Source organism: Rhodococcus sp. D-46 (genome assembly GCF_011290655.1).
GTDB lineage: Bacteria > Actinomycetota > Actinomycetes > Mycobacteriales > Mycobacteriaceae > Rhodococcus_F > Rhodococcus_F qingshengii.
Window position 1 is genome coordinate 55,657 of record NZ_JAANTF010000004.1, and the last position, 24,752, is coordinate 80,408.

Genomic DNA, 24,752 nt, shown 5'->3' on the forward strand with positions numbered 1-24,752 from the left:
AACTGTCTCGACAATGCTTCACATCACAGTTTCTGACCTGGAGGTTTTGAATGAGTCGCAGTTCTCGGCGCGGTCACCGCAAGGTTGCCGCCGTCGCGCTGGCAGTCTCCGCCGGCCTGTTCGTCTCGTCGTGCGCTGACAGCGGGAACGGGGGTGGGAGCGGCGACGCACCGGACTCCGGTTCGGGATTGTCCATCGGCCCGGTCAACGAGCAGTCCGGCGAGGGCGATCCGGTCAAGGGCGGCACCCTCACGTTCAGCGGGTACTCCGCCGTCACCAATCTCGATCCGGCGAAGACTCAGATCGCCGGTTCGGTCGCCGGTTCGGAGTTGGGCGCGATCTACGACACGCTCCTGCGGTACGACCCGGCGTCCAAGGAATTCGTTCCGAAGCTCGCAGAGTCGATGGAGCCGAGTTCCGACTTCAAGACGTGGACCCTCGAACTGCGTGACGGTGTGAAGTTCAGCGACGGGACGCCGGTGGATTCGGCGGCCGTCTCGGCGAGCCTCAATCGCTACGTCACCAACAAGGGACCGCAGTCGAGTCTGTACGCGTCGAAGGTCGCGTCGGTAGACACTCCGGATCCGTCGACGGTCGTCTTCAATCTCGTCGACCCGTGGACCGGTATCGAGTCACTGCTCTCGACGGGCCCCGGCATGATCGTCGCGCCGAGCGCCCAGCAAGGTGATCAGTTCACCCCGATCGGCGCGGGTGCCTTCACCCTCGAGAAGTTCGCTCCCAACGAGGAATTGATCCTCGACGCTCGGGAGGACTACTTCGACGGTGCCCCGAACGTGGACAAGCTGCGGTTGATCAGCATTGTCGGTTCGCAGTCCACCACCGAATCGCTCAAGAGCGGCGGCACGGACGTCGCATACATGCGTTCGCTACCGAACGTGCTGGATCTGATCGACTCCGGCTACCCGGGCTTCGTCGACATTCCGTCGCTGTCGTACCTCTCGCTCGTCAACACGGCACCCGGTCGTCCCGGTGCCGACGTGCGCATCCGTCAGGCATTGGCGCTCGCAACCGATCCCGTCGCACTCGACAACCGACTCAACGAGGGCAAGGGTCTGCCCGGACAGGTCATCTTCCAGGACACCTCCCGCTGGCATAACGACGTCGCTCCGATCGGCGTCGACACCGCCAAGGCGAAGCAGCTTCTCGACGAGGCCAAGGCTGACGGTTACGACGGCAAGATCACATACCTGACGCTGCAGGAGAATTCGGCGCAGGCGATGGCTCTCGCACTGCAGTCGATGGCCAACGCCGTCGGATTCGATTTCCAGATCGAGTACGTCAACTCGGTTGCCGACGTCGTCAAGCGTTTGTACGCCGACCGCGACTTCGACATGGCAACAGGTTCCGCCAGCCTCGCGGAAGCCGATCCTTTCGAGCGTCTGTACTCCAATCTCAAGTCGGGTGGACGAAACAACGCCACGAGCTTCTCCGACCCCGAGATGGATACGCTGCTCGATCAATTGGGTGTCGCGACGTCGACCGACTCGAAGATCGAGGTGCTCGCCAAGATCCAGGAGCGCGCCAATGAGGTTGTGCCGTGGCAGGTTTACGGCAACACCCCGTGGCTCGGTGTGTGGGGACAGAACGTCCACGGCATTCAGCAGAGCCTGGACGGAATCATGTTCTTCGACAAGGCCTGGAAGAACTAGACACCTGAATGACTGAATGGACCCGAGAAGCGTCCCTGCGGGGACGCTTCTCGGCATCAGAGAGTGGGATAGATCAAGAAGTGAGATCGAGGGCAGCGCGGACGATGCTGTCGGAGTCGAGGCCGTGGTTTCGGTAGACGTCCTCGAGCGAACCGACCTGACCGAACCGGCTCACTCCGAGCGCAGCACCCGGAACGTTGTTGATTCCCGTCAGGAACGCGAGGGTGTGCGGGTGCCCGTCGAGAACGGTCACCATCGGCGCGGACCGGCTACTCGGAAAGACCTGATCCAGGATCCACGACGGACCGTCCGCGAGACCGCGCCGAGACTGGAGTGCTTCGAAGAGCAAGCCGGGGCTGGTCACGCAGACGACGTCGGCGGAAATGCCCTGCTCGCCCAGTCTTTCGGCTGCGACCAGTGTTTCGGTGACAGTGGCACCCATGCCGACCAGGGTGACGGCCGGATCAGGGTTGTGCCGCAGTGTGTACGCGCCGGCCACCACCTGACGTCGACGGCGTTCTCGCGCAGCCGGATCGGTCGGTACCGCGGCCAGGGCCTGATCGACCGGACGGGTCGACAGGCGCAGGTACGACGAGCTGCCGTCTGGTCGGCCCAGGCGTCCGATGCTGTCGAGGAGCGTCCACTCCACGTCGACGGCGAATGCCGGTTCGAAACTGGTGCAACCCGGCTGTTCCAGTCCGATGGACGGGGTCTTGATCGACTGGTGCGCACCACCTTCGGCGGCCAAGGTGACGCCCGACGGAGTGCCGACCATGATCGACTGTCCACCGGCGTAGATGCCGTACGACCACGGTTCGAGAGCCCGCTCGATGAAGGGGTCGTACATCACGCCGATAGGGAAGAGTGGCTGGCCCCAACGACTCCAGGTTGCACCGAGTTCGCCCATCAGTCCGACCAGGTTGGTCTCGGCGATACCGAGTTCCATGTGCTGACCGGTGGGCTTCTCACGCCAGTGCATGATCGTTTCGGCGTCGTCGGCAAACCAGTTGTGCCGCTCGTCGGGGGACCAGACCCCGACCTTGTTCAGCCAGCCTGCGAGGTTGGTGGTGGAACTGACGTCCGGGCTCAGTGTGACAACACGTTTCGCGGCGTCCGGCGCTTCGCGGCTGAGGTCGAGTAGTACCCGGCCGAGAGCTGCCTGAGTGGTGGACGTGCCGGAGGGCGTACGGCCGATGTCTTTCGGAACTGCCGGGGGCACCAGATGCTCCACCTTCGGGCGAGTCAGGCGCCCAGCGGTTTCGGCGCAGATGCGGCCGGACGGGCTGTCGGTCTCGAACCGTTCCCAGGGCTTCGACGGATCCATGCCGAGTTCCGCCGCCAGGTGCTCGAACTGCTCGGCGGTGAGCAGCGACGAGTGGTTCTGCGGATGACCCTGCGTCGGCAGACCCCGACCCTTGATCGTGTACGCGATGATCACGGTGGGACGGGTGTCGTCGATCTGTGCGTACGCCTCTCGCAGAGCGTCGAGGTCGTGGCCACCGAGATTGCGGATGGCCTCGAGCACCGTGGCGTCGTCGAGGTCGTCGATCAGCGCCGTGATCGCGTCGGCGTCCGCCGCGTCGCCGGGCAGTCTCAGACGTACCTCGTCGGCCGTGCATCGCAGCAGGCGCTGGTACTCCGGATTCGGCATGTCCAGGATTCGTTCGCGCAACGCGGTGCCGCCCGGCCGGGTGAACAGTGATTCCAGCAGCGCACCGAACTTCACGGTGATGACCTGCCAGCCGGCACCCGAGAACATGCGCTCCAGGCGGGTTGCCGCGATGTTCGGCACCACCCGGTCGAGTGATTGGCGGTTGAGGTCGACTATCCACACGATCTCACCCAGTTCGGCAACCGAATGATCGAGAACTGCTTCCCACACCGCGCCCTCGTCGAGTTCGGCGTCACCGACCAGGGAGTACTGACGCCCGGTTCCGGCGCCGCCGAGGGAGGCGTCGACGTATCGGCGAGCGATGGCGCCCCAGATGGGAGCCGTCGCGCCGATACCCACCGAACCGGTCGAATAATCCACCGGATCAGGATCTTTCGATCGACTCGGGTAGCTCTGCAGGCCCCCGAATTCGCGCAGAGTCGTCAGGTAGGACTCGTCGAGTTCGCCGAGCAGATAGTTGATGCCGTGGAGCACCGGCGCCGCATGCGGCTTGACGGAAACCCGGTCGCCGGAACGAAGTTGGCCGAACCACAGGGACGTCATGATCGAGACCATCGACGCGCACGAGGCCTGATGGCCGCCGACCTTGAGCCCGCTGGGATTCGGACGGACACGGTTGGCGTGATGGATCATCGCGGTCGACAACCACAGAACGCGCTTCTCGATCTCCGCCAGTGACTCGGGAGCGTTCTGGTCGATGTTGGGGCTGTTCACGGCCGGTCCTGCCTTCAGTAGTGGACATCGATCACCGCACCGCCTGTACCCCAGATCGTGGGGCCGACGATGTGGTTGTGATGTTTGGCAGGACTTCCTGAGGCCGAACCGTTCGGTGCGGCAAAGTCCAGCCGCACCTGTCGATCTGTTGTGCAGATTCTGCGTCAAAGTCCATCATCGGCATACAGATTGAGCAATAGCTACCCGGTGGATTGAGCAATGTGCGCAACACCGAGGGCTGTGCGCCGTGACAGGTGGGCACTATGCGCAGTGCACCGCCAGTCGCGCGCGGTCAGTCCATCAGGTCGTGGACGTAGCACCAGCGCCAGGATTCGCCGGGCTCGTGTGAGCGCATGACCGGGTGCCCGGTTTCGCGGTAGTGGTTGGTGGCGTGCTGATGAGGGCTGGAATCGCAGCATCCGACGTGGCCGCAGGACAGGCACATGCGCAGGTGAGACCAGTTATCCTCGCCCAACTCGGCGCACTCCTGGCAGACGCCGGGCGTAAGCGCCGCCGGGTCCGTTTCGGGCGCATTGGTTAGTTCCTCGCAACCGGTGGGAGCGGGTGCGGGCTGCTGTGTGCGAGCTGCTGCTCGCTTCAGGATTTTCTTCATCGCCTTCCATACTGCATGCTGCCAGGGTGAACGGCATATTACTGGGGGTTGTAGTAGCGGCGTTGCTGGTGGCGGCGGTCGCGCGAAGGTTCGGGCTGTCTTCGCCGCTGATCCTCGTCCTGGTCGGTTTGATCGCCTGTCAGATACCGGGTGTTCCGGAATTGGAACTCGATCCCGACCTCGTCCTGTTCGTCGTGTTGCCTCCACTTCTGTACTCGGCAGCACTGGACAGTTCATACCTGGCTTTGCGCTCGAATCTGCGTCCGATCGGATTTCTCGCGGTGGGGCTTCCCCTGGCGACGACGGCTGCGGTGGGCTTTGTCGCCTACCTGATCGTGCCGGAGTTCTCGATAGCGGCTGCTCTGGTTCTCGGCGCGATCGTGGCGCCGCCGGACGCGGTGTCCGCGAGCGCAATCGGACGCAAGCTCGGCCTGCCGCGCCGAATCATGACCCTGCTGGGCGGGGAGAGCCTGCTCAACGACGCCACCGCTCTGACGGCGTACAAGGTCGCTCTCGCGGCTGCCGTCGGTACGGGTGCGACGCTGATCGGCGGCTTCGAGACCTTCCTCGTCGCGGCGGTCGGTGGAACGGTGATCGGCCTCGCGGTGGGGTTCGTCATCTCGAAGGTTCGCGGCAAGCTCCAGGATCCGGTGATGGAGAGCGGAATCGGATTGGTGGTGCCGTTCTTTACCTACCTCGCTGCGGAAGAGGTCCACGCGTCGGGCGTCATCGCGGTCGTCGTAGCCGGATTGTTCCTCGGCCAGCGCTCCACTCGCGCGAGTTATGCGACGCGTTTGCAGGACACGGCAGTGTGGAGGGCCGTCGACCTGATCCTGGAGTCGTTCGTCTTCCTGTTGATCGGTCTCCAATTGCCCAGTGTCGTCAACGGATTGCAGGGGTACAGCACTTCGATCGTCGTCTGGGCGTCGGTTGCCGTTCTCGTGACCGTCGTGGTGGTCCGAATCGCCTGGGTGTTCCCGTTCACGTACGTACCGCGCTGGCTGTCGCCGCGTATTCGAGCGAGGGAGCCGGAGATTTCGGCGCGGGCGGTGTTCGTCGTGTCGTGGGCCGGTATGCGAGGGGTCGTGTCGCTGGCAGCTGCCTTCGCCATTCCGCTGACGGTCAACAGTGGGGAGGACTTCCCGGGGCGGTCGCTGATCCTGTTCCTGACGTTTGTCGTCGTGGTCGGCACGCTGTTGCTGCACGGCCTGACGTTGCCGTGGGTGATCCGTGTCCTCGGCGTGCAGGGGGACGAAGAGCAGTCCGACGCCCGCGCCGAGGCGGCCGCTCAGGACAAGGCTGCACGGGCCGCTGCGGCGCGGCTGGACGAGTTGGTCGGAGCCGACGCCGACGACGTCCCTCAGGTCCGCAATCGTGCCGCGGACATCTTGCGAAGCTGGAACACCCACCGCGCGAACTCGGCGTGGGAGCGACTGGGACGCAGCGACGAGGATCTGGGGGAGAGCCCGTCGAACGCCTTCCGCTCGCTGCGCCTCGAGATGATCGATGCCGAGCGAGACGTCTTCATCGCCGAACGCGATGCCGGCCGGATCGACGACGAGGTCCTCCGGAAGGTACTTCGCGAGCTCGATCTCGAGGAAGCGACGCTCGACCGGGACTAGACCGGCTGGTCTGCTGTCCACGAAGGTAACCGCTGGCCAGGGTCGGTTTACCTGACTGTTGAGGCCTGCAACTTAACCGATTCCACTGAGCGAGACTCGATCCAATTTTCTGTGCCTCCCATCACAGACTGTTTCGTGTTCAACATCACGTCACGGTCTTACCCCGCCTTGGAGGCATTCGAATGAGTCGTAGTTCCCGCCGCGGAAGTCGCAGATTGGCTGCGGCTGCGCTGGCGATCACCGCAAGTATGTTCCTGGCGTCGTGCGCCGACAACGGCTCGAGCAATGGCGGCGGCGAATCCGCTGATTCCGGTTCCTCGCTGAAGATCGGCATGGTCAACGAGCAGGCCGATCCCGGCACTCCCACCAAGGGCGGCACGCTGACGTTCAGCGGTTACTCGGCGGTCACGACTCTCGATCCCGCGAAGGCTCAGGTTGCCGGCGCCACCGGTGGCAGCGAGCTCAGCGCCATCTACGACGTGCTCATGCGTTACGACCCCATCGGGCAGAAGTTCGAGCCCAAGCTCGCTCAGTCGCTCGAAGCGAGTTCGGACAGCAAGACCTGGACGCTGAAGCTCCGCGACGGTGTGAAGTTCAGCGATGGTACAGCTCTCGACTCGAAGGCCGTCGCCGACAGCATCAACCGCTACGTCACCAACAAGGGACCTCAGTCGAGCCTGTGGGCTTCCAAGGTTGCCTCGATCGACACCCCCGACGCGACGACCGTAGTCTTCAACCTCGTTGATCCGTGGACAGGCATCCAGTCGATGCTCGCCACCGGACCCGGCATGATCGTCGCCCCGAGCGCCCAGCAGGGTGACCAGTTCACCCCGATCGGCGCCGGCGCCTTCACCCTCGAGAAGTTCGCTCCCAACGAGGAACTGCTGTTGGCTGCTCGCCCCGACTACTACGACGGCGCACCGAACATCGACAAGCTCAAGCTGATCAGCATCGTCGGAGCTCAGCCCACCGCCGAAGCACTCAAGACGGGCGGCATCGACGCCGCGTACATGCGTACGCTCACCCCGATCCTGGATCTGATCGAGTCGGGTTACCCCGGCTTCGTCGACATCCCGTCGCTCGGTTACATCGCCAACGTGAACATGGCCCCGGGCCGCCCGGGCTCGGATGTCCGTGTCCGCCAGGCGATGGCGCTGGCCGTCGATCCGGAGACGCTCAACACCCGCGTCAACAACGGCAAGGGACTGCCCGGCCAGGAGATCTTCCAGGACACCTCGCGCTGGCACAACGACGTCGCACCGATCGGCGTCGATCCCGCCAAGGCGAAGGAACTGCTCGATCAGGCCAAGGCCGACGGCTACGACGGAAAGATCACCTTCCTCTCCATTCAGGAACCGTCCGCACAGGCAACGGCTCTGGCCATCCAGGCGATGCTCAACGCAGTCGGCTTCGACGCTCAGATCGAATACGTCACCGGTGCAGGTGATCTGGTCAAGCGGATGTACGCCGATCACGACTACGACATGAGCACCGCAGCACTGAGCCTCGCCGAGGCCGATCCCTACGAGCGTCTGTACACGGGCATCAAGTCCGGTGGCCGTAACAACGCGACCGGCTACTCCGACGCCGAAATGGATGCTCTCCTGGACAAGTTGGGCGTCGCAACCACCGACGAGGACAAGAAGGCAGTCCTGGCACAGATCCAGGAACGCGCCAACGAGACCGTCCCGTGGCAGGTGTGGGGCAACGTCGCCGCACTCGACGTGTGGAACCAGAACGTTCACGGACTCGAGCAGAGCCTCGACGGAATCGTGCTCTTCGACGGAGCTTGGAAGTCCTAGAGAGCCTGAAGTTCACAGCCGGCCCCGCGCCCGTATTGCAGCGGATCGGGGCCGGCTGCGAACGAAGAAATGAAATCAGAGGAACTGCTGTGTATTGCGAGCTCGCTGTCCGAAGGAGACGAAATCGATGAACATCGGCGCAATAGGTAGGAAATTGGGCCAGCTCGTCATTGTGATCCTGATCGTCAGCTTCGGAACCTTCGTGCTGGCATCACTGATCCCCGGCGATCCCGCTGTCTCCGTTCTCGGTGAAGGCCGAACGCCTGCCGAGTACGAGGAAGTTCGGCAGCAGCTCGGACTCAACGATCCACTCCTGGTTCGCTATTGGGACTGGCTGACCAGCGCTCTCCAGGGCGACCTCGGCAACTCGCTCGTTCCCCCGCAGCAGGACGTCCTCACCGCGATCAGTTCCGCTCTCCCCGTCAGCGTTCAGTTGGCAGTGATGGGTCTGGTCATCGCACTCGTCGTCGCAGTTCCGCTCGCACTCTGGTCGGCGCACCACGAAGGCGGCGTCATCGACCGCGTCATCAGCGCCGCGACGTTCGGTGTTCTTTCCGTCCCGAGCTTCCTCGCCGGTCTGTTGCTGATCATGGTCACCGTCAACTGGCTCGGCTGGTTCCCGCGATCACAGTGGGTGCGCATCGGCGACAGCCTCTCCGGAAACCTCTCACACGCAATACTTCCCGCGATCACCATCAGCCTCCTCGAGATGGCGATGTTCACTCGCGTTCTCCGATCCGACCTGGTGACGACGCTCCGTGAGGATTACATCCTCGCGTCGAAGGCCAAGGGAATGCCCACGCTGCGAGTGCTTTTCAGTGACGCGCTCCGCCCGTCGTCGTTCTCGCTCATCACGATGATGGGTCTGGCTCTCGGCGGCATGATCGGCAGCACCGTGATCGTCGAGACGCTGTTCTCGCTGCCCGGAATGGGCACGCTCATCGTCCGCGCAGCGCAGCAGGGTGATTCGCCGATGCTGCTCGGCGCGGTGGTCGTGATCGCGGTCATCTACGTCCTCGTCAACAGTGCGATCGATGTTCTGTACACCTATCTTGACCCGAGGAGTCGTCGTGTCCATGTCTGAAGTGACGCCAGACGGAGCGGCCCCGTCGCCGGCCCCGTCCGAGGTGATGACATACCGGCAGCAGACAGTCCTGCTGGCTCCCGGTCCCGTCGAAACGCTGGAACAGCCCAAGAATCTGGTCCTGATCGGATCGATTCTCACAGTGGTCGGCGTTGCGCTGCTCGGCACCGCACTCTTCGGTTCAGCGATCATGATGACCGTCCGCATCGTGCTCGCGCTCGTTGCCCTGGTTTTCCTCTTCAAGGGTCTCGGCAAACTCGGTACGTCCAAGTGGGGCAGTCAGTTCGATCTCTCGTACTGGTTGGCGTGCATCTGGCTGGTCGCGCTGATCCTGGCCGCGATCTTCGCGCCGCTGCTGCCGCTCGGTGAGTACAAGGACACGGTCAAGACCTTGGCCGAGCCGGGCTTCGCCTCGCCGAGCCTGCTCTCCGATCATCCGTTGGGTACCAACAACTTCGGTCTCGACCTCCTCGCCCGCGCCCTGTTCGGTGCGCGCGCTTCCTTGACTGTCGCCATCTGCGCCGTGCTGATCGGCATGATCATCGGTGGCACCATCGGCGTCATGGCCGGTTACTTCCGCGGCAAGGTCGACGCAGTCGTCGGAATCCTGACCAACTCGCTGCTGGCCATTCCTTCTCTGGTGCTGCTCATCGCACTGGCCGCGGTGCTCACGTCGAACCTGCGCAACATCACCCTCGCACTGTCGATTCTCTGCATTCCCAGCATGGTTCGAATCGCCAGGGCAAACACCATCGTCGTCGCCCAACGCGAGTTCGTGCTTGCCGCGAGAGCCATGGGCGCCACCAAATGGCGCGTCATCTGGCGCGAGCTGGTTCCCAACGTCCTCGTTCCCGTCGCCGCGCTCGGACTGGTGGCCGTCTCCGGCCTGATCGTCGCGGAAGCATCACTGAGCTTCCTCGGACTCGGTATCGCACAACCTGATCCGACCTGGGGCAACATGATTGCGGAAGGTCAGGGCGGGATCGTGGAGAAGCATCCGTTCATCGTCCTGGTACCAGGCGTCTTCCTCTTCCTGACGGTGTTCTCCTTCAACCTCATCGGCGAGAAGTATCGGAGTAAGCTGTGACCACTTCAGCTCAGCACGGCGTTCCGCTGCTGCAGGCGGACAACATCAGAACCGTATTCGCCACTCCCCGTGGCCAGTTGCGAGCAGTCGACGGTGTCTCGATCCACGTCTCCGCCGGCGAAACTCTCGGCATCGTGGGTGAATCCGGTTCCGGCAAGTCGGTTCTCGGGCGCACCATCATGGGACTGCTCCAGAAGGGTCCGGCTCTCGACATCAGCGGGACGGTGACGTTTGCCGGCCGCGACATGTCGACGATGAAGAAGTCGGAGATGAAGCACTTCTGGGGACCCGAGATCGCCATGGTCTTCCAGGATCCGATGACCTCGCTCAATCCGTTCAAGCGCATCGGTACCCACATCACCGAATCCTTGAAGTTCCACCTGGGTCTGAAGAAGGACGCGGCCCGCGATCGCGCAGCGGAACTCTTGTCGATGGTGGGTATCCCCGAGCCCAAGCGTCGGCTCGACCAGTACCCCCACGAACTTTCGGGCGGTATGCGACAGCGCGTGGTCATCGCGATGGCCCTGGCCTGCGAGCCGAAACTGCTGATCGCGGACGAGCCGACCACCGCTCTCGACGTGACGGTGCAGAAGCAGATTCTCGATCTGCTCGCCTCACTCAACGACAAGCTCAACATGGCCGTCATCCTGATCAGCCACGACCTCGGTGTGGTCTCGGGTCGATCGGATCGCGTCGCTGTCATGTACGCCGGTTCCGTCGTGGAAACGTCGGCGACCGAAGAGTTGTTCACTCGTCCTCGCCACCCGTACACCGAAGCGTTGATGGCTGCGATTCCGCGACTCGAATCACCGACGCACACAGTGCTGCAAACAATTCCGGGTGGGCTCCCGGACATGACGAAGCCGATCACCGGTTGCCGCTTCGCCGCTCGCTGCCGGTACGCCCAGGACGACTGCCTGACCGGCGACCCGGCCCTGGCTCCCGGCGGCCCGGGGGACAACACAACCGAAAGCCACACGTTCGCGTGCCACTACCCGGTCGACACCCCTGAAGGCACAACGGCATTGGTCGCCAACGAGAAGGCCGGCACTACCGCAGCGGGCCTGACGCTCGCGGTGAAGGAGATGGTCTGATGACTGCAGCAACCGATACCAGGAAGCCCGAGACGGTGGACGCGGCCCTGACGGTCGAGGACTTGGTCGTCGAATTCAACGTCGGCAAGGGCCAGACCGTTCACGCCGTGTCCGGAATCAGTTTCACCGTCGCTCCGGGCGAAACCTTGGGCGTGGTCGGTGAATCCGGCTGTGGCAAGTCCACGGCGGGCCGGGCGATCATGCAGTTGCCCTCACCGACGTCGGGCTCGATCCGCCTCGGAGAGACGGAAATGACGGCACTGGGCGCGGAAGAATTGCGTCGCAGCCGCACTCAGTTGCAGATGATCTTTCAGGATCCCATCTCCTCCCTGAATCCCCGTCGCAAGGTCAAGGCTCTCATCACCGAAGGTCCGTCGATCTGGGGTGGAAAAGACAAGGCTGCCATCGAAGCTCGGGCGCGCGAGGTTCTTGCCGAGGTCGGGCTGGACCCGGACATGGTGTGGGATCGAACCCCACGCGAACTCTCGGGTGGTCAGTGTCAGCGCGTGTGCATCGCCCGCGCATTGATGCTTGACCCCAAGGTCCTGATCTGTGACGAGCCGGTCTCGAGTCTCGACGTCTCCGTGCAGGCGCAGATTCTGAACCTGCTCGAGGACGCGAAGAAGCGTCACGGGCTGTCGCTGCTGTTCATTGCGCACAACATGGCCGTCGTGAAGAACATCAGTGACCGCGTGATGATCATGTACTTGGGCCGCGTCTGCGAAATCGTTCCCGCAGAAGACATGCAGAACCGCGCGCTGCACCCGTACACGCAGCTACTGCTGGCGTCGATTCCCGATCCCGACGCCACCGTCACTGCGGCGCAGAACGTCGAGCAGAAGGTCATCGAACTGCCCTCGCCGCTCAATCCGCCCAGTGGCTGCCGCTTCCGCACGCGGTGCCCGCTGGCTACTGATCTCTGCGCCGAGGAAGTTCCCGAGCTGCGTCTCGTCGAGGGCGGCCATCAGGTGGCGTGCCACAACGTGTGACTACACGCGAAGCATGTTGCGTACGTGACCGGTTTCGTTGATCGACCCGACCCTGCGGCTTCCGTTTCGTGACACGAGAATGCGCGTGACGGACACGTACTCGATCGGGAAGGTCAACGGGCGCTCCAGTCCGAGCAGTTCCTGCAGAACGATGTTGACGACGCCGCCGTGGCAGAAGATCGCCACGGTGGCGTCGTTGTCCGTTGCCGCGACTATCTCGTCGATCGCACCGAGGACTCGCGCACGAAAGGCGTCGCCGTCCACCGACTCGGGGAGCCAGCCGGCTTTGATGCGCGCATAGGTTTCCGGCGCCCGCTCCAGGACCTCGTGCATCGGGATGTAGTGCGGCTGCTCGTAGTCGTATTCCGCCAGACCCTCGCGCTGGGTGACCGGAAGGCCCAATATCTGCGCTACCGGGGCTGCGGTCTCGAGTGCGCGCTTCTGCGGGCTGCTGAAGAGTCCGGTGATCCGGTACGGCGCCAGGGCTGCGGGCAGCCGTAGTGCCTGGGCACGACCTTCGTCGGTCAGCGAGGGATCTGCGCGGCCTTCGGTGACCTCGGCCAGTTCGGGGAGCGCGTGTCGGATCAGGAGTAGTTGCACCTACGTCACCTTGCCATGTAGAGATCGAACGCCACCACGAGGTTTCGGCCGTCGCGTTTTGCCTGGTACATCGCGTTGTCGGCGATATCGAGCAGGGTCTCCATGCCCGGCATCGCGCGATCGGCCCAGGCGACGCCGATACTGACCGTTCCCGCGAAACCGCGAATGGATCGCGCGTGGGCCTCTTGCGCCTCTCTGATGCGCTCCGCGAGCTGGATGGCTTCTTCGAAGGTGCAGTCGGCGGCGGCGACGGCAAATTCCTCACCACCCAGTCGGCCGGAGAGTCCCAGCCCTTCGGTAGCGGCGAGGAGGGTGTTTCCGAACTGTTCGAGGACCGAATCGCCGGTGAGGTGGCCGAGGTTGTCGTTGATCGATTTGAAGTGGTCGAGATCGAGCATCATGACGGCGATCGGTCGTTGTGCCGCGTGCTGGGCGTCGAGGAGTTCCTGCGATTGGGTCCAGAACGCGTGGCGACTCAGCGTTCCGGTGAGGGCGTCGCATTCGGCGATGCGTTGGAGTTCTCGCTCAGCGCGCCGCTGTGCGCCAGTGGCGACGGCTACGGCGATGGGGGAGAGTGCCATCAAGATGACGGAGATCCGGGTGGTCACCCCCTCACTGAGTAGGTGCACCGGATCTGCCAGTGCCAGGCGTCCCTTACCCGCCATGACCAGTGCCCACGCGCTCCATCCGGCTGCCAGGAGCGAAGTGCTGAACAGTGAGACACGCATTGCGCACCACAGGAGCGCCGGCATCGGCAGCAGCAGCGCAAGGGCTCCCTGGACCTCCAGGGCGAGTGGCAGACAGGCCAGGAGAGCGGCCAGAGGTGCCAGGATCTGTGCGAGCCGCCTCAAGCGCAGACTCTGCCGCACGGACGGCCCGCAGGTTCTTCGAATGTGTTCGAGCGTCGGTGCCGACAGAACGATCGGCAGCACGATCAGATACGTACACAGGTCGGCGAAGAACCACCCCACCAATTCCGTTGCCGCACCGCTTCCTTCGTGGAGTTGAGTGCGAAGTGCGCTGGCGGACCCGGCCGTGAACGATGCCAGAACCGAGATGAGGAAGATTCTGGCCGTGTACTTCGTCTCGGAGATTCGCCGTGGAAAGCAGCCGAGCAAGTTCGCGGCGATCAATCCTGTCGTGACGCCGACCAGATTGATCGCATTCAGTTCGAAGGCCCTCTGCACGGGGCTTCCGGTCGCAAGATCCGCAGTCAGCAGCGCTGCGCCGCCGACAGCGAGTCCGATCGGCGCAAACGAGCGCGGGTTACGGAGGAGAATGCCCAGAAGGATCGCGTTGGCGGGCCAGAAGGTCGACAGAAAACCGGGCGGACGGGCGGCGATGCCCGCCAGGGCGACAACGAGGATCGCCACGAAAATCAGGCACGAGCGCACCCGACGTGTCGAACGGTCCATGGTCAGCCTGTCGTAGAAAGCAGAAGCTGTCCGAGACTAGCAATGATCCGGCTACTGTCCGAGTTGTAACTTTAAGTGTCATCCCCGACGGTTCGGCTGCGTGAGGCGCCGAATCAAGTTCGCCAACTCCTCGGGCTGATCGATCATCGCGTGGTGATGCGCCGGGCGCAGGACGTGAAAACTCCCGCCGAGGTAGGTGGCGAGTTTCTGCTGCTTTGCCATCCAGGCGATGGACCAGGGAGTGGTGTGGCCAGTGTGTGCGGCAACGACGCTGAGGTCGATGTCGGGCAGTGGATGCTTGCTCGAGCGTCGTAAAGCGGTGAGCTCCAGCGCCATATCGGTGTACGCGACGTATTCGATCATCGCCGCTTCCAGATAATGAGGCTCGCGGTAGATCTTCCGCACCCATTCGAGAGTGGCTTCGGACGACCCGCTCGGCGGCACGGACTGGTTGAGGATCTTGCGCGTCGTCGTACCGAGGAGTCGTTGGAGCCCGGTGGTGCTGAACGAAGCCGCGGCGGCTCGGGAGGCGATCAGCAGCAGGTCGCGGGGGAAAAGACGTTTCGGCTCCTTCTCGGCACTGGAATCGAGGAGGAGCATCCCCGCCGCCCGGTCGGGGAACAGGCGCGCGAAGCCTTCGACGTAGAAGCCGGCGATGGAGTGGCCGACCACCACGGCCGGACCACTCAGTCCCAGAGTGTCGAGCACGTCGCGGATCCGCTCAGCTTCGCCGCGGACGGTCGGAACTTCGGAAGACGGCTCGCTGAGCCCGAAGCCCGGGCGATCGAAGCGGACGACGGTGTGGTCCGACTGAAGATGACGCGCGCAGTCATCCCAGTCGAACCAGTTGCCCGCCAGCCCGCCGCACAGGACGACGACGGGGCCGTCGCCCTCGGCAAGAACATGCAGTCGGCTCTCGCCGACCTGCAATATCTCGCCCGGTGGTTTCACGTGGAACAATTCCGGCACGCGAGAATCCGGACTACTGACGCGGTTTCGCGAGGGGGAAGGCCAGCGTCTCGCGGATGCTGCCACCCGTGATCAGCATGACGATTCGGTCGACGCCCATCCCGAGACCACCCGTCGGCGGCATCGCGTGTTCGAGGGCTTGGAGGAAGTCTTCGTCCAATTCCATCGCTTCCGGGTCGCCGCCGGCCGCGAGCATCGACTGCTCGGTGAGCCGGTTGCGCTGATCCACAGGGTCGGTCAGCTCGCTGTATGCGGTTCCGAGTTCGACGCCCCACGCCACCAGGTCCCACTTCTCGGCGACGCCGGGGATGCTGCGGTGCGGCCGGGTGAGCGGCGACATCGAGGTGGGGAAGTTGGTGTAGAACGTCGGGAACTCCGTGTAGTCCTCGACCAGATGCTCGTACATTTCCTGCGCGATGGCGCCGGTATCCCAGCTGGACTGGTACGGGATCTCGTTGGCGTCGCACAACTTCTGCAGGTCTTCGAGACTTGTCTCGGGGGAGACGTCGACACCAAGTTTTTCGGCGACGGCGCCGTGCATCGTCTTCACCGGCCACTCACCGGAGATGTCGACCTCGACCAGTTCGCCGTCCGGGCCGGGACGCATGATGATCTCGCGACCGAATGCTGCGACGGCCGCCGCCTGGATCAGCTCGCGGCACATCCGCATCATGCCCTCGTAGTCGCTGTGGGCTTCGTAGGCCTCGAGGATCGTGAACTCGGGATTGTGTTTGAAGTCGACGCCCTCGTTGCGGAACACGCGGCCGATCTCGAACACCTTCTCCATACCGGCGACGCACAACCGCTTCAGGTACAGCTCGGGTGCGATGCGGAGATAGAGGTCGAGGTTGTACGCGTTGATGTGTGTCAGGAACGGAGCGGCATTCGCGCCGCCGTGCACCTGCTGCAGAATCGGGGTCTCGACTTCGAGGTATCCGCGACCACCGAGTGAATCGCGCAGCGACTTCACGACGGCGCTTCTAGCCTCGAGAAGTTCGCGGGCCTTCGGGTTGAGGGCGATGTCGAGGTACCGCTGGCGGACGCGGGTCTCGGGATCCGAGAGGCCCTTCCACTTGTCCGGCAGCGGGTGCAGGCACTTGCCGTTCATGCGCCACTCGACGGCGATGAGCGACAGCTCGCCCTTGCGGCTGCGCCCGATGGTTCCGCTGACTTCGATCAGGTCACCGAGATCGAACTCGGCAGCGAACTCCGCCAGCTTCTCGCGGCCGACGTTGTCCTGGTCGACCAGGACCTGTATGTCGCCGGACCAGTCGCGCACGTCCGTGAACACCACTCCGCCGTAGTCGCGGACCCTCAGCAGGCGTCCCGCGATTCGCACGCGGGTGCCCTCCGGTGACTTCGCTGCGGCCGCGATCGTGTGCGTCGGTGGATAGGCGACGGGGTAGGCGGCGATCCCTTCCTCGGCCAGTTGCGCGAGCTTGTTCATGCGCACGCGGACCTGCTCGGGTCGACGCGGACCGTTGGTCGTGACCGTCGGCGCCGAGTCCGGCGGGCTGCCGTCGGCGTGCAGTCCTTCGGAAGTCACCAGAGCTGCGGGCACTGCCGCATGCGTACCGGTGTGCTTGACGACCTGGCTGGACTTGCGCCCGAAACTGGGCAGCACCACAAAGCCTTCGGCGATGGCCGACGCGAATCCGACGCGCGGCAGTTCGCGGTTGTCCTCGAAGCAGAGGAAGCGCGGCGCCCAATCCGGCTGGTATTTCACGTTCGAGCGGTACAGCGCTTCGAGCTGCCACCAGCGGGAGAAGAAGACGAGCACCGAGCGCCAGATGCGGAGGATCGGGCCCGCGCCGATGCGCGAACCTTCCTCGAACACCGAGCGGAACACGGCGAAGTTGAGCGAGACTCGCACGACGCCGATCTCGTCCGAACGTGTGGCCAACTCCGAGACCATCAATTCGACGACACCGTTGGGCGCCGTCGGCTTACGGCGCATCAGGTCGAGCGAAACACCGTTCGGTCCCCACGGCACGAGCGAGAGCATGCCGACGACGCTTTCGTCCTCGGTGCCTTCACCCATGACGGCTTCGACGAGGAGGCAATCGCCGTCGAGGTGATCGCCCAGTCGGCCGAGCGCCATGGAGAAGCCGCGCTCGGTGTCGGTGTCGCGCCAGTCGTCGGCGCGGATGATGACGGCCGCCATGTCCTCCGGCGGGATGTCGCGATGGCGTCGCATCCGCACGGTGACGCCGTGACGCCTCACTCGGGTGACCGCCTGGCGCACCGGGCGCATGTCGCGTCCGTTGAGATTGAACTCGCGGGTGCGCAGGATCGCTTCGTCGCCGAGCTGCAGGACGCTCAGGCCCGCCTTCTTGTACGCCGTCGCCCCGGTTTCGCTGGCGCCCATGACGGCCGTCGCCCAGCCGTACTGCGACGCGAGCCCCTGCCACGCTTCGATGGCGTGCGGCCACGCTTCGGGATCACCGATGGGATCACCACTGGCGAGGCAGACGCCGATCTCGACGCGGTACGTGATCGCGGCCTTGCCGCTCGGCGCGAAGATGACCGCCTTGTCGCGGCGGGTGGCGAAGTAAGCGAGAGAGTCGTCGGCACCGAAGTTCTGGATCAACCCGCGGATCGCGGACTCGTCGTTTCCGGTGAGCGCGTTGTTGGAGCGTTGCGCGCGGAAGAGCGTCATGACGGCTGCGAGTAGCGCGATGGCACCGAGGAGACCGAGGACCGTGTTGACGAAGACGCGCGGGTGGCCGTCGAACACCTCGTTGTCGACCGAAGCCGCCGCGGTGACGCGGTTCAGGGCCCACAGGAATCGCTGGTTCTGCGGTAGGTCACCTGGGAAGAGTTCGACAAGGCCCCAACCGATCACGGTCGCGACAGCCATGCCGCCGATCAGCACGCCGAGTGCTTTCCAGCCGGCGCCGCGCCGTACGCGTGTGTAGAACTCGGGCCTCGCCGCGATGAGGATTCCGATCACGACAAGCAGAACGACAACGGCCACGGCGTTGTTCGGGTTCTTGTCGACGATCGCGGAGGCGATGTTGGTGAGGGTGATCAGTGACAGGTAGATCGTCAACAGCCACCAGGCGATGCGCTTGCGGCTCGCGAGGGCGGCGGCGAGCAGGGCGACGACGAGCGCCCACGACAGGCTCGTATCCGGTGCGTCGAAGTAGTAGCTGTCGATGTATTCGCGTGGGACGCGGAGGATGTGCCGCAGTACCGGCGAGATGCTCCACAGGAACACCAGTACGGAGAAGACTCCGAGGATCAGTCCCGAGATATGGGGAACCTGGCTGAACCGCCCTTTGCGGAATCGACGCGCCTGGCGCGGATTTTCGGGTGGCGATTCCACCAACTCTGCAGTGGTGTCCGATACCTCGGTCAATGGTGCCATCGAGCTTCCTCTCCTACCGGTCGATCAGATCCTCACGCTAAGTGTGGTCTGTCGTGTCCAGTTTTGTGGGAGGAGGAAGATGATTGACATGACCGACAACATTCCAGCAGTACCCATCCGCGACGAAATGATTCGGCTCGGTCAGTTTCTCAAGCTCGCGAACCTCATCGAATCGGGCGCGGAGGCCAAGGAAGTGATCGCCGACGGCATGGTTTCGGTCAACGGTGAGGTCGAAGATCGTCGGGGCCGCCAGCTTCGTGACGGCGATGTCGTCGAGATCGGCGGGATGGCCGCCAAAGTGGAAGCCCCCGCCTGATCCCGCGACTTCTGACTAGCTCTCGCGAACGACGACGCCGTCCTGGTCGCTGTAAACGATCTCGCCGGGGTTGAAGGTGACTCCGCCGATTTCGATCGGCACGTTCTTCTCGCCCGAACCGGTTTGCGTGCTCTTGCGCGGGTTGGTGCCCAAAGCCTTGACGCCGATGTCGAGGGTGCGCAGGATCGCGGAGTCGCGGACGGCTCCGTTGACGATGACACCGGCCCAACCGTTGTCGACGCCGCGGCCGGCAATGATGTCGCCGACCAGGGCGGTGTGGATGCTCGCGTCACCGTCGACGACGAGGACTCCGCCGTTGCCCGGTTCGCTGAGGGTCTGCTTCACGAGCAGGTTGTCCTGGAAGCACTTGATGGTGGTGATGGGGCCGGCAAAGACTTCACGTCCACCGAACTGGGTGAACTGCGTGTCGCAGCTACGGATGTCGGGTCCGATCTCGTCGGCAAGGTCAGCGGTCGCTACAGGCTCGGTCATGCCCCACAGGATAGTCGGCGGGGCTCGGGCCTAGTGGGCCTCGGGGAGGGTTCTCAGGCGAGTACGCCTGACGTGGGGGACGTCTGCGAGTTACGCGACGGCCTGATCGAAAACCTTTCAGCACCACGCGCCATCCGGTAAACATCGACGGTGGACACTTCGCGTTGGTACCGATCATTCGCAGAAGTGGAGGCTCGAGGGAACTCCGCGATCTACGAGGAATGGGGCACCGGCGTATCGGAGGATCCAGCAGTCCTCGCTCTGATAGATCGGCTTCCAGAACCCCGCAGGCAACCCAACCTGATATTCGGGGCGTGCCGTCACCTCGGTGCCCCGGTCGCGCCGTATGCGTTGTTTCGCCGGTGGCTGAGCGACAACTGGTCCGAGGTGGAACAACTCGCGCAGACCAGGACTACACAGACGAATGAAGCTGGCCGCTCTGCCGTGTTGCTTCCCGTCCTCGGGTTGTTGAAGGGCCCGCTCTCCCTCATCGAAGTCGGTGCTTCGGCGGGCCTGTGCCTTTACCCTGACCGCTACAGCTTTCTCTACGACGGCACAAAGTATCTGCATCCAGTCGATGGTCCGTCCACCGTTCTGCTGGAGTGTGCGACGACTGGCAGTCCGCCGATTCCGGAGAGAGTCCCAGACGTGGTGTACCGGGCGGGCATCGACCTGAACCCACTCGATGTAGGCGACACCGACGACATGAGATGGTTGGAGAGTCTTGTGTGGCCGGAACAGGACCACCGCCGGCGGCGATTGCGCGACGCAGCGGCACTCGCTCGTGTGGATCCGCCTCATCTGGTTCGCGGAGATCTCACGTCGGCTGTTGCCGATCTCGTCGAACGTGCGCCACGGGAAACAACGATCGTGGTCTTTCACAGTGCGGTACTCAACTATCTGATCCCGACTGCCAGAGATGAATTCGCAGAAGCTGTTCACGCTTTGCCATGTCGCTGGATAGCGAACGAAGGTCTCGGGGTTTTGCCCGAAGTCGATGCCAAGTTGACGGCATCACCAGAGGTGCGCCGTGGGAAGTTTGTTGTTTCTCTTGACGGCACACCTCACGGGCTGGCCGGTGGACATGGGCAGTTCCTCGACTGGATAGACCAAACCTGCACGGCGACAGCAGGTTAGGTGCTGGGAAGTATGCCGTTCAGCACTATGTCGGCAAGAGAATCGGCAAACGGTCCCGGGTCCGAGACGTCACGAACCGACAGCGCGAAGATGGCCGCGCCCGCCATGATGTCGAGAAGAGCGTCGGCGTCGACGCCGCTTCGGATGTCGCCGCGCTCTCTCGCCGCCTCGAGTCGACGGTTCAGCTCGACGCGGACTCCGGCCAGTTGCCGCACCACGAGAACGTCGCGTAATTCCGCGTTTGTTCGCACTTCGCTCATCAATCCGGGAGCAGCGGCTCGTGTGGCGGGAGCTGCGAACAGAGCAACCGCGCCGTGCACCAGCGCGCGGATCTGATCCGTGATCGTGCCCTCGGTGCCGAGTTCGGTGTCGATATCCGCGCCCTGTTCGACGTCGAGTACGGGATAGATCGCGTCGTTGACGATGTGTGCCTTCGACGGCCACCGACGGTAGATGGCAGGACGCCCCACTCCGGCACGCGTGGCTATGGCGTCGATGGACGTGCCCGCATACCCCTTTTCTTCCAACAGTTGCCTGGTCGCGTCCAGTACTGCGTCGTCGATTGCAGGGTTTCGTTGCGGGCCCAGGCGGTGCTGAGTTTCGGAATCTTTGGACATTTTGGGCAAATCCCTTGCGGTATCGCTGTGATGGCCGTTACATTCTGTCACGGCTTTAGTCGATACATATTGTATCGACAATCGGCACGTGCGCATCGGCGCCACCGAACCACGAGGAGTGGTGATGAACCTTCGAACCGAAACAGAAAACTCCGGCGAAGATCCCGACTACGCCGAATTTGCCAGGCCCGGCGAATCCCGCAACGACCCGGCAGAGATGCGGCGCAGCCTCGAAGGCTGGCTCGCAACCGTGCTGTGGCGAGGCTCGAAACCTTCCGTGACTTCGGTCGAGGTGCCGGCCGCGAACGGCATGTCCAACGAGACTGTGCTTTTCGATGCGACGTGGATCGAGGACGGGATTCGAGGCGAGCATCGCCTGGTCGCCCGTATCGCCCCGCGGGACAGTGCGGTACCGATCTTTCCGTCTTACAACCTGGACCAGCAGTTTCGGGTCATGAGCGCCGTCGCCGCTCACACGTCGGTGCCGATCCCGCGGGTGTACTGGTCCGAGAGCAACCCGGACGCGCTCGGCGGCGAGTTCTTCGTGATGGAACGGCGCGAGGGCGAAATCCCGCCAGACGTCATGCCGTACACGTTCGGCTCGTGGCTCTCGGAAGCTTCGGCCGACGACTGCTCTCGACTCCAGCAGTCATCGGTCCAGGTGCTGGCGGAGTTGCACGCTATGGCCGATCCCCACCTCGCACTCCCCGAGTTGTGCCGCGAGGGTGCCGAACCGACTGGGGCAGAAGCACTTCGCGCGCACCTCGAGGACCAGCGACGCTATTACGAGTGGGCAACAGCCGACGGACCAGGATCTCCGTTGATCGAGCGCGGTTTCGACTGGATCGAAGCGAACTTTCCCGCCGATGCCGGTTGCGCAGTGCTCTGCTGGGGTGACTCGCGGATCGGAAATGTCATCTACCGCGACTTCGAGCCGGCGGCGGTCCTCGACTGGGAGATGGCCACACTGGGGCCGCGTGAGCTGGACCTCGGCTGGATGATCTTCCAGCACAGGTTCTTCGAGGATCTCGCTGCCATGGCCGGACTCCCCGGAATGCCGGACTTCCTTCGTCGCGAGGACGTGGCAGATGCCTACGGCTCGCTTTCCGGCCACCAGGTTGCGGATCTAGATTTCTACATCCTTTACGCCGCGCTGCGGCACGCGGTGATCATGTTCCGAGTCCAAAGCCGCGCAGTGGCTTTCGGTCAGGCCGAATTCCCCGACAACCCGGACGAGATGATCCTGCACCACAAGACACTCGAAGCCATGCTCGACGGCACCTATTGGGAGTCGCTCGCAACATCCCCGCTCACAACAGGAGATGCACGATGACACTGTCCCCGCTCGACGACTACCCGGTACATCAGATCGCCGAGACCATCCGCCACGTGGGCACCTCGGATCGAAACTTCTACGACCGCTACTACTTCAACTGCCATGCCGGCGTCGACGGCGACACCGAGCCACTGTTTCTCATCATCGGTCTCGGTCAGTACCCCAATCTTGGTGTATGCGACGGCTTTGCGGTTCTTCGGCGCGGCGATGACCACATAGTCTTCCGGGCATCTCGCGCCTTGGGTGACGATCGTATGGACCTGTCAGTAGGCCCGCTGCGAATCGAGATCATCGAGGGCCTGCACCGCCTACGTGTGGTGTTGGAACCGAGCCCCGAGGCACCGGATCTGAGCTTCGACCTCACCTTCGAATCCGACGGTCCGGCTAATCTCGAGGCCAGACATTTCCATCGCCAGCTCGAACGAGTCACCTTCGACACGCAACGATTCGTGCAGACCGGAACATGGTCCGGATCCTTGACCGTCGACGGCGACGCCATCCCGGTTACCCCGGAGACGTGGCGGGGTAATCGCGATCGGTCCTGGGGTGTGCGACCGGTCGGCGAAGCGGAACCGCCTGGACGCAAGGCAGATCCGGCGATAGCCGGCAGTCAGAACTTCTTCTGGATTTACTCGATCATGCAATTCGGCGACTTCACCATCGTCACGATCGTTCAAGAAGATCAGCAGGGACGCCGAATCCTCGAAGATGCGACTCGCGTCTGGGCAGACCGCTCGCGCGAGCCGGAGTGGTTGGGTCGACCGGACCACCAGCTCACCTTCATTTCCGGTACTCGCGAGGTGAAGAGCGGAACTCTGTATTTCCGGCGCCCCGGTGCACCCGGCGAATCCGACCACATCCTGGAGATCACCTGCGAACCGATACTGCCCAACTACATCGGTGTCGGCACGGGCTACGGACTCGAGCAGGATTGGCGCCACGGGATGTGGCAGGGCGAACTGGTGGTTCAAGGCCTGCGGGAAAAGGTTTCGGACATCGAACCGTGGAAGAAGATGCTGTGCCCGGTCGACAACTTGGCTCGGTTCACCCTCGTCGAGGACGGCGTAACCCGCACCGGGACAGGCCTGTTCGAGGTAGCAGTCATCGGACCTCACCAGCGATACGGATTTACCGGCATCGGTGATGTCGCTCCGTAACTCCAGATCACCACACCACAAATCCCAAACTGCAGAGAGAGGCACTGCCACATGTCCACACGCACACGAATGTTGTTCGCTCGCACTGCAAAGGCCGCCGCATTAGTCGTTACAGGTGGTCTGATGTTTGCTGCTCCCGCCACGGCAATCCCGCTCGACCTGGGCTCTCTCAACACAGGCTCGCTTGGAGCGGTCGATCTCGGCTCGCTCGATCCTGTGCTCGAGCCGACACCGAACTTGGCCTCCGTGGCCAACTTTCGCGACGTCGCCGGCAATGATGGTAGGGGATACGCCACCGTCGACGGCTCGCACCTCAAGCGCGGCGTCATCTACCGGTCCAATGCGCTGACCGCGACCAGCGATGCAGACAAGGCGACGCTCACCGGCCTCGGACTTGCCGACGCCTATGACCTGCGCGGCGCAACCGAGATCTCCAACCCGTTCATCGGTGGCGCGGACAAACTCCCGGACGGTGTGACGTACACGAACATCCCCATCGAGTTCAAGGATCTCACCCAGCTCGCGACGACGATCAAGTCGCCGGAGGAGGCCAAGCAGTTCTTGGTCGACACCAACCGCAGTTTTGTCACCGATCCCGTTCGTCGTGCCGGCTTCAAGCAGGTCCTCTCGGACATCGCTGCGAGTGACGGGGTGCAGTTGTTCCATTGCACCTCAGGCAAGGACCGCACGGGTTGGACCGCGATGTTGCTGCAGTCCATCGCCGGTGTCCCCGCCCAGACGATCATGGACGACTATCTGTTGAGCAACACCTACCTTCAGGCGACCAACGAGAAGATCCTTGCGCAGATCTCTCAGGCCCTGAGCCCGCAGGTGGCGACCAATCTCGAACCGGCCCTCGGTGTCGACGCTTCGTACCTGGAAGCTGGACTCGCGCAGATAGCCAGCGATTACGGAACCGTCGACGGTTATCTCACCGAAGGTCTCGGACTCACTCCGGACACGATCGCGCTTCTGAAGGCCAAGCTCGTCGACTAG

General features: G+C 63.5%; 20 protein-coding genes. 12 read left to right on the top strand and 8 right to left on the bottom strand.

Annotated features, from left to right (window positions below; all coding sequences use genetic code 11):
* Window positions 1-50: 50 nt before the first annotated feature.
* Window positions 51-1,670, top strand: a complete 1,620-nt coding sequence (locus tag G9U53_RS10990; protein ID WP_042453342.1) for an ABC transporter substrate-binding protein — start codon at window positions 51-53, stop codon at window positions 1,668-1,670.
* A gap of 73 nt (window positions 1,671-1,743) precedes the next feature.
* Here G9U53_RS10990 and G9U53_RS10995 read toward each other — a convergent pair whose 3' ends face one another.
* Complete coding sequence (locus G9U53_RS10995) at window positions 1,744-4,056, bottom strand: pyruvate dehydrogenase (protein WP_165638681.1); 2,313 nt, start codon at window positions 4,054-4,056, stop codon at window positions 1,744-1,746.
* Between the two features lie 292 nt (window positions 4,057-4,348).
* A complete protein-coding gene (locus G9U53_RS11000; RefSeq protein ID WP_003943615.1) occupies window positions 4,349-4,669 on the bottom strand; it encodes a UBP-type zinc finger domain-containing protein in 321 nt (106 codons plus the stop codon).
* A 26-nt stretch (window positions 4,670-4,695) separates the two neighbouring features.
* On the opposite strand from G9U53_RS11000, the gene G9U53_RS11005 reads away from it, so the two are divergent.
* From G9U53_RS11005 to G9U53_RS11030, 6 genes are all read left to right on the top strand, one after another.
* Window positions 4,696-6,291 (top strand): Na+/H+ antiporter, encoded by a 1,596-nt coding sequence (locus tag G9U53_RS11005; RefSeq protein ID WP_116057485.1) that lies wholly within the window; start codon window positions 4,696-4,698, stop codon window positions 6,289-6,291.
* Between the two features lie 182 nt (window positions 6,292-6,473).
* Entirely contained in the window at window positions 6,474-8,093 is a 1,620-nt protein-coding gene (locus G9U53_RS11010) for an ABC transporter substrate-binding protein (RefSeq protein ID WP_003943605.1), read from the top strand.
* Between the two features lie 127 nt (window positions 8,094-8,220).
* Window positions 8,221-9,177, top strand: a complete 957-nt coding sequence (locus G9U53_RS11015; RefSeq protein WP_165638682.1) for an ABC transporter permease — start codon at window positions 8,221-8,223, stop codon at window positions 9,175-9,177.
* The gene (locus tag G9U53_RS11020; protein ID WP_007735813.1) at window positions 9,170-10,264 is read left to right on the top strand and encodes an ABC transporter permease; all 1,095 of its coding nucleotides are present in this window, start codon (window positions 9,170-9,172) and stop codon (window positions 10,262-10,264) included. Before G9U53_RS11015 ends, G9U53_RS11020 begins: the two co-directional genes overlap by 8 nt.
* Entirely contained in the window at window positions 10,261-11,358 is a 1,098-nt protein-coding gene (locus tag G9U53_RS11025) for an ABC transporter ATP-binding protein (protein WP_021342346.1), read from the top strand. The genes G9U53_RS11020 and G9U53_RS11025 overlap by 4 nt, the downstream gene beginning before the upstream one ends.
* Window positions 11,358-12,347 (top strand): oligopeptide/dipeptide ABC transporter ATP-binding protein, encoded by a 990-nt coding sequence (locus G9U53_RS11030; protein ID WP_003943592.1) that lies wholly within the window; start codon window positions 11,358-11,360, stop codon window positions 12,345-12,347. The genes G9U53_RS11025 and G9U53_RS11030 overlap by 1 nt, the downstream gene beginning before the upstream one ends.
* Here G9U53_RS11030 and G9U53_RS11035 read toward each other — a convergent pair whose 3' ends face one another.
* From G9U53_RS11035 to lysX, 4 genes are all read right to left on the bottom strand, one after another.
* The gene (locus tag G9U53_RS11035; RefSeq protein ID WP_003943544.1) at window positions 12,348-12,947 is read right to left on the bottom strand and encodes a histidine phosphatase family protein; all 600 of its coding nucleotides are present in this window, start codon (window positions 12,945-12,947) and stop codon (window positions 12,348-12,350) included. It lies immediately after the preceding gene.
* 5 nt (window positions 12,948-12,952) lie between these two features.
* Complete coding sequence (locus tag G9U53_RS11040) at window positions 12,953-14,362, bottom strand: diguanylate cyclase (RefSeq protein ID WP_003943555.1); 1,410 nt, start codon at window positions 14,360-14,362, stop codon at window positions 12,953-12,955.
* 78 nt (window positions 14,363-14,440) lie between these two features.
* Entirely contained in the window at window positions 14,441-15,331 is an 891-nt protein-coding gene (locus tag G9U53_RS11045; protein ID WP_082239123.1) for an alpha/beta hydrolase, read from the bottom strand.
* 13 nt (window positions 15,332-15,344) lie between these two features.
* Entirely contained in the window at window positions 15,345-18,701 is a 3,357-nt protein-coding gene (gene lysX, locus G9U53_RS11050; RefSeq protein WP_165638683.1) for a bifunctional lysylphosphatidylglycerol synthetase/lysine--tRNA ligase LysX, read from the bottom strand.
* 88 nt (window positions 18,702-18,789) lie between these two features.
* Between lysX and G9U53_RS11055 the strand changes: the two genes are divergently transcribed.
* Window positions 18,790-19,017 (top strand): RNA-binding S4 domain-containing protein, encoded by a 228-nt coding sequence (locus G9U53_RS11055; RefSeq protein ID WP_003943569.1) that lies wholly within the window; start codon window positions 18,790-18,792, stop codon window positions 19,015-19,017.
* A gap of 15 nt (window positions 19,018-19,032) precedes the next feature.
* On the opposite strand, the gene rraA is transcribed toward G9U53_RS11055, so the two are convergent.
* Window positions 19,033-19,509: a ribonuclease E activity regulator RraA gene (gene rraA / locus G9U53_RS11060; protein WP_003943552.1), complete on the bottom strand. Its 477-nt coding sequence runs from the start codon at window positions 19,507-19,509 to the stop codon at window positions 19,033-19,035.
* 150 nt (window positions 19,510-19,659) lie between these two features.
* Between rraA and G9U53_RS11065 the strand changes: the two genes are divergently transcribed.
* A complete protein-coding gene (locus tag G9U53_RS11065; RefSeq protein WP_165638684.1) occupies window positions 19,660-20,646 on the top strand; it encodes a DUF2332 domain-containing protein in 987 nt (328 codons plus the stop codon).
* Here the strand turns inward: G9U53_RS11065 and G9U53_RS11070 are convergent.
* A complete protein-coding gene (locus G9U53_RS11070; RefSeq protein ID WP_165638685.1) occupies window positions 20,643-21,263 on the bottom strand; it encodes a TetR/AcrR family transcriptional regulator in 621 nt (206 codons plus the stop codon). The genes G9U53_RS11065 and G9U53_RS11070 overlap by 4 nt on opposite strands.
* A gap of 124 nt (window positions 21,264-21,387) precedes the next feature.
* Here G9U53_RS11070 and G9U53_RS11075 point away from each other — a divergent pair, with 124 nt between their 5' ends.
* Genes G9U53_RS11075 through G9U53_RS11085 form a run of 3 tightly spaced genes read left to right on the top strand, consistent with a single transcriptional unit; the run spans window position 21,388 to window position 24,752 of the window.
* Complete coding sequence (locus tag G9U53_RS11075) at window positions 21,388-22,596, top strand: phosphotransferase family protein (protein ID WP_165638686.1); 1,209 nt, start codon at window positions 21,388-21,390, stop codon at window positions 22,594-22,596.
* On the top strand, window positions 22,593-23,756 hold the full coding sequence (locus G9U53_RS11080) for a hypothetical protein (protein ID WP_165638687.1): 1,164 nt from the start codon (window positions 22,593-22,595) through the stop codon (window positions 23,754-23,756). Before G9U53_RS11075 ends, G9U53_RS11080 begins: the two co-directional genes overlap by 4 nt.
* 51 nt (window positions 23,757-23,807) lie before the next feature.
* On the top strand, window positions 23,808-24,752 hold the full coding sequence (locus G9U53_RS11085; protein WP_165638688.1) for a tyrosine-protein phosphatase: 945 nt from the start codon (window positions 23,808-23,810) through the stop codon (window positions 24,750-24,752).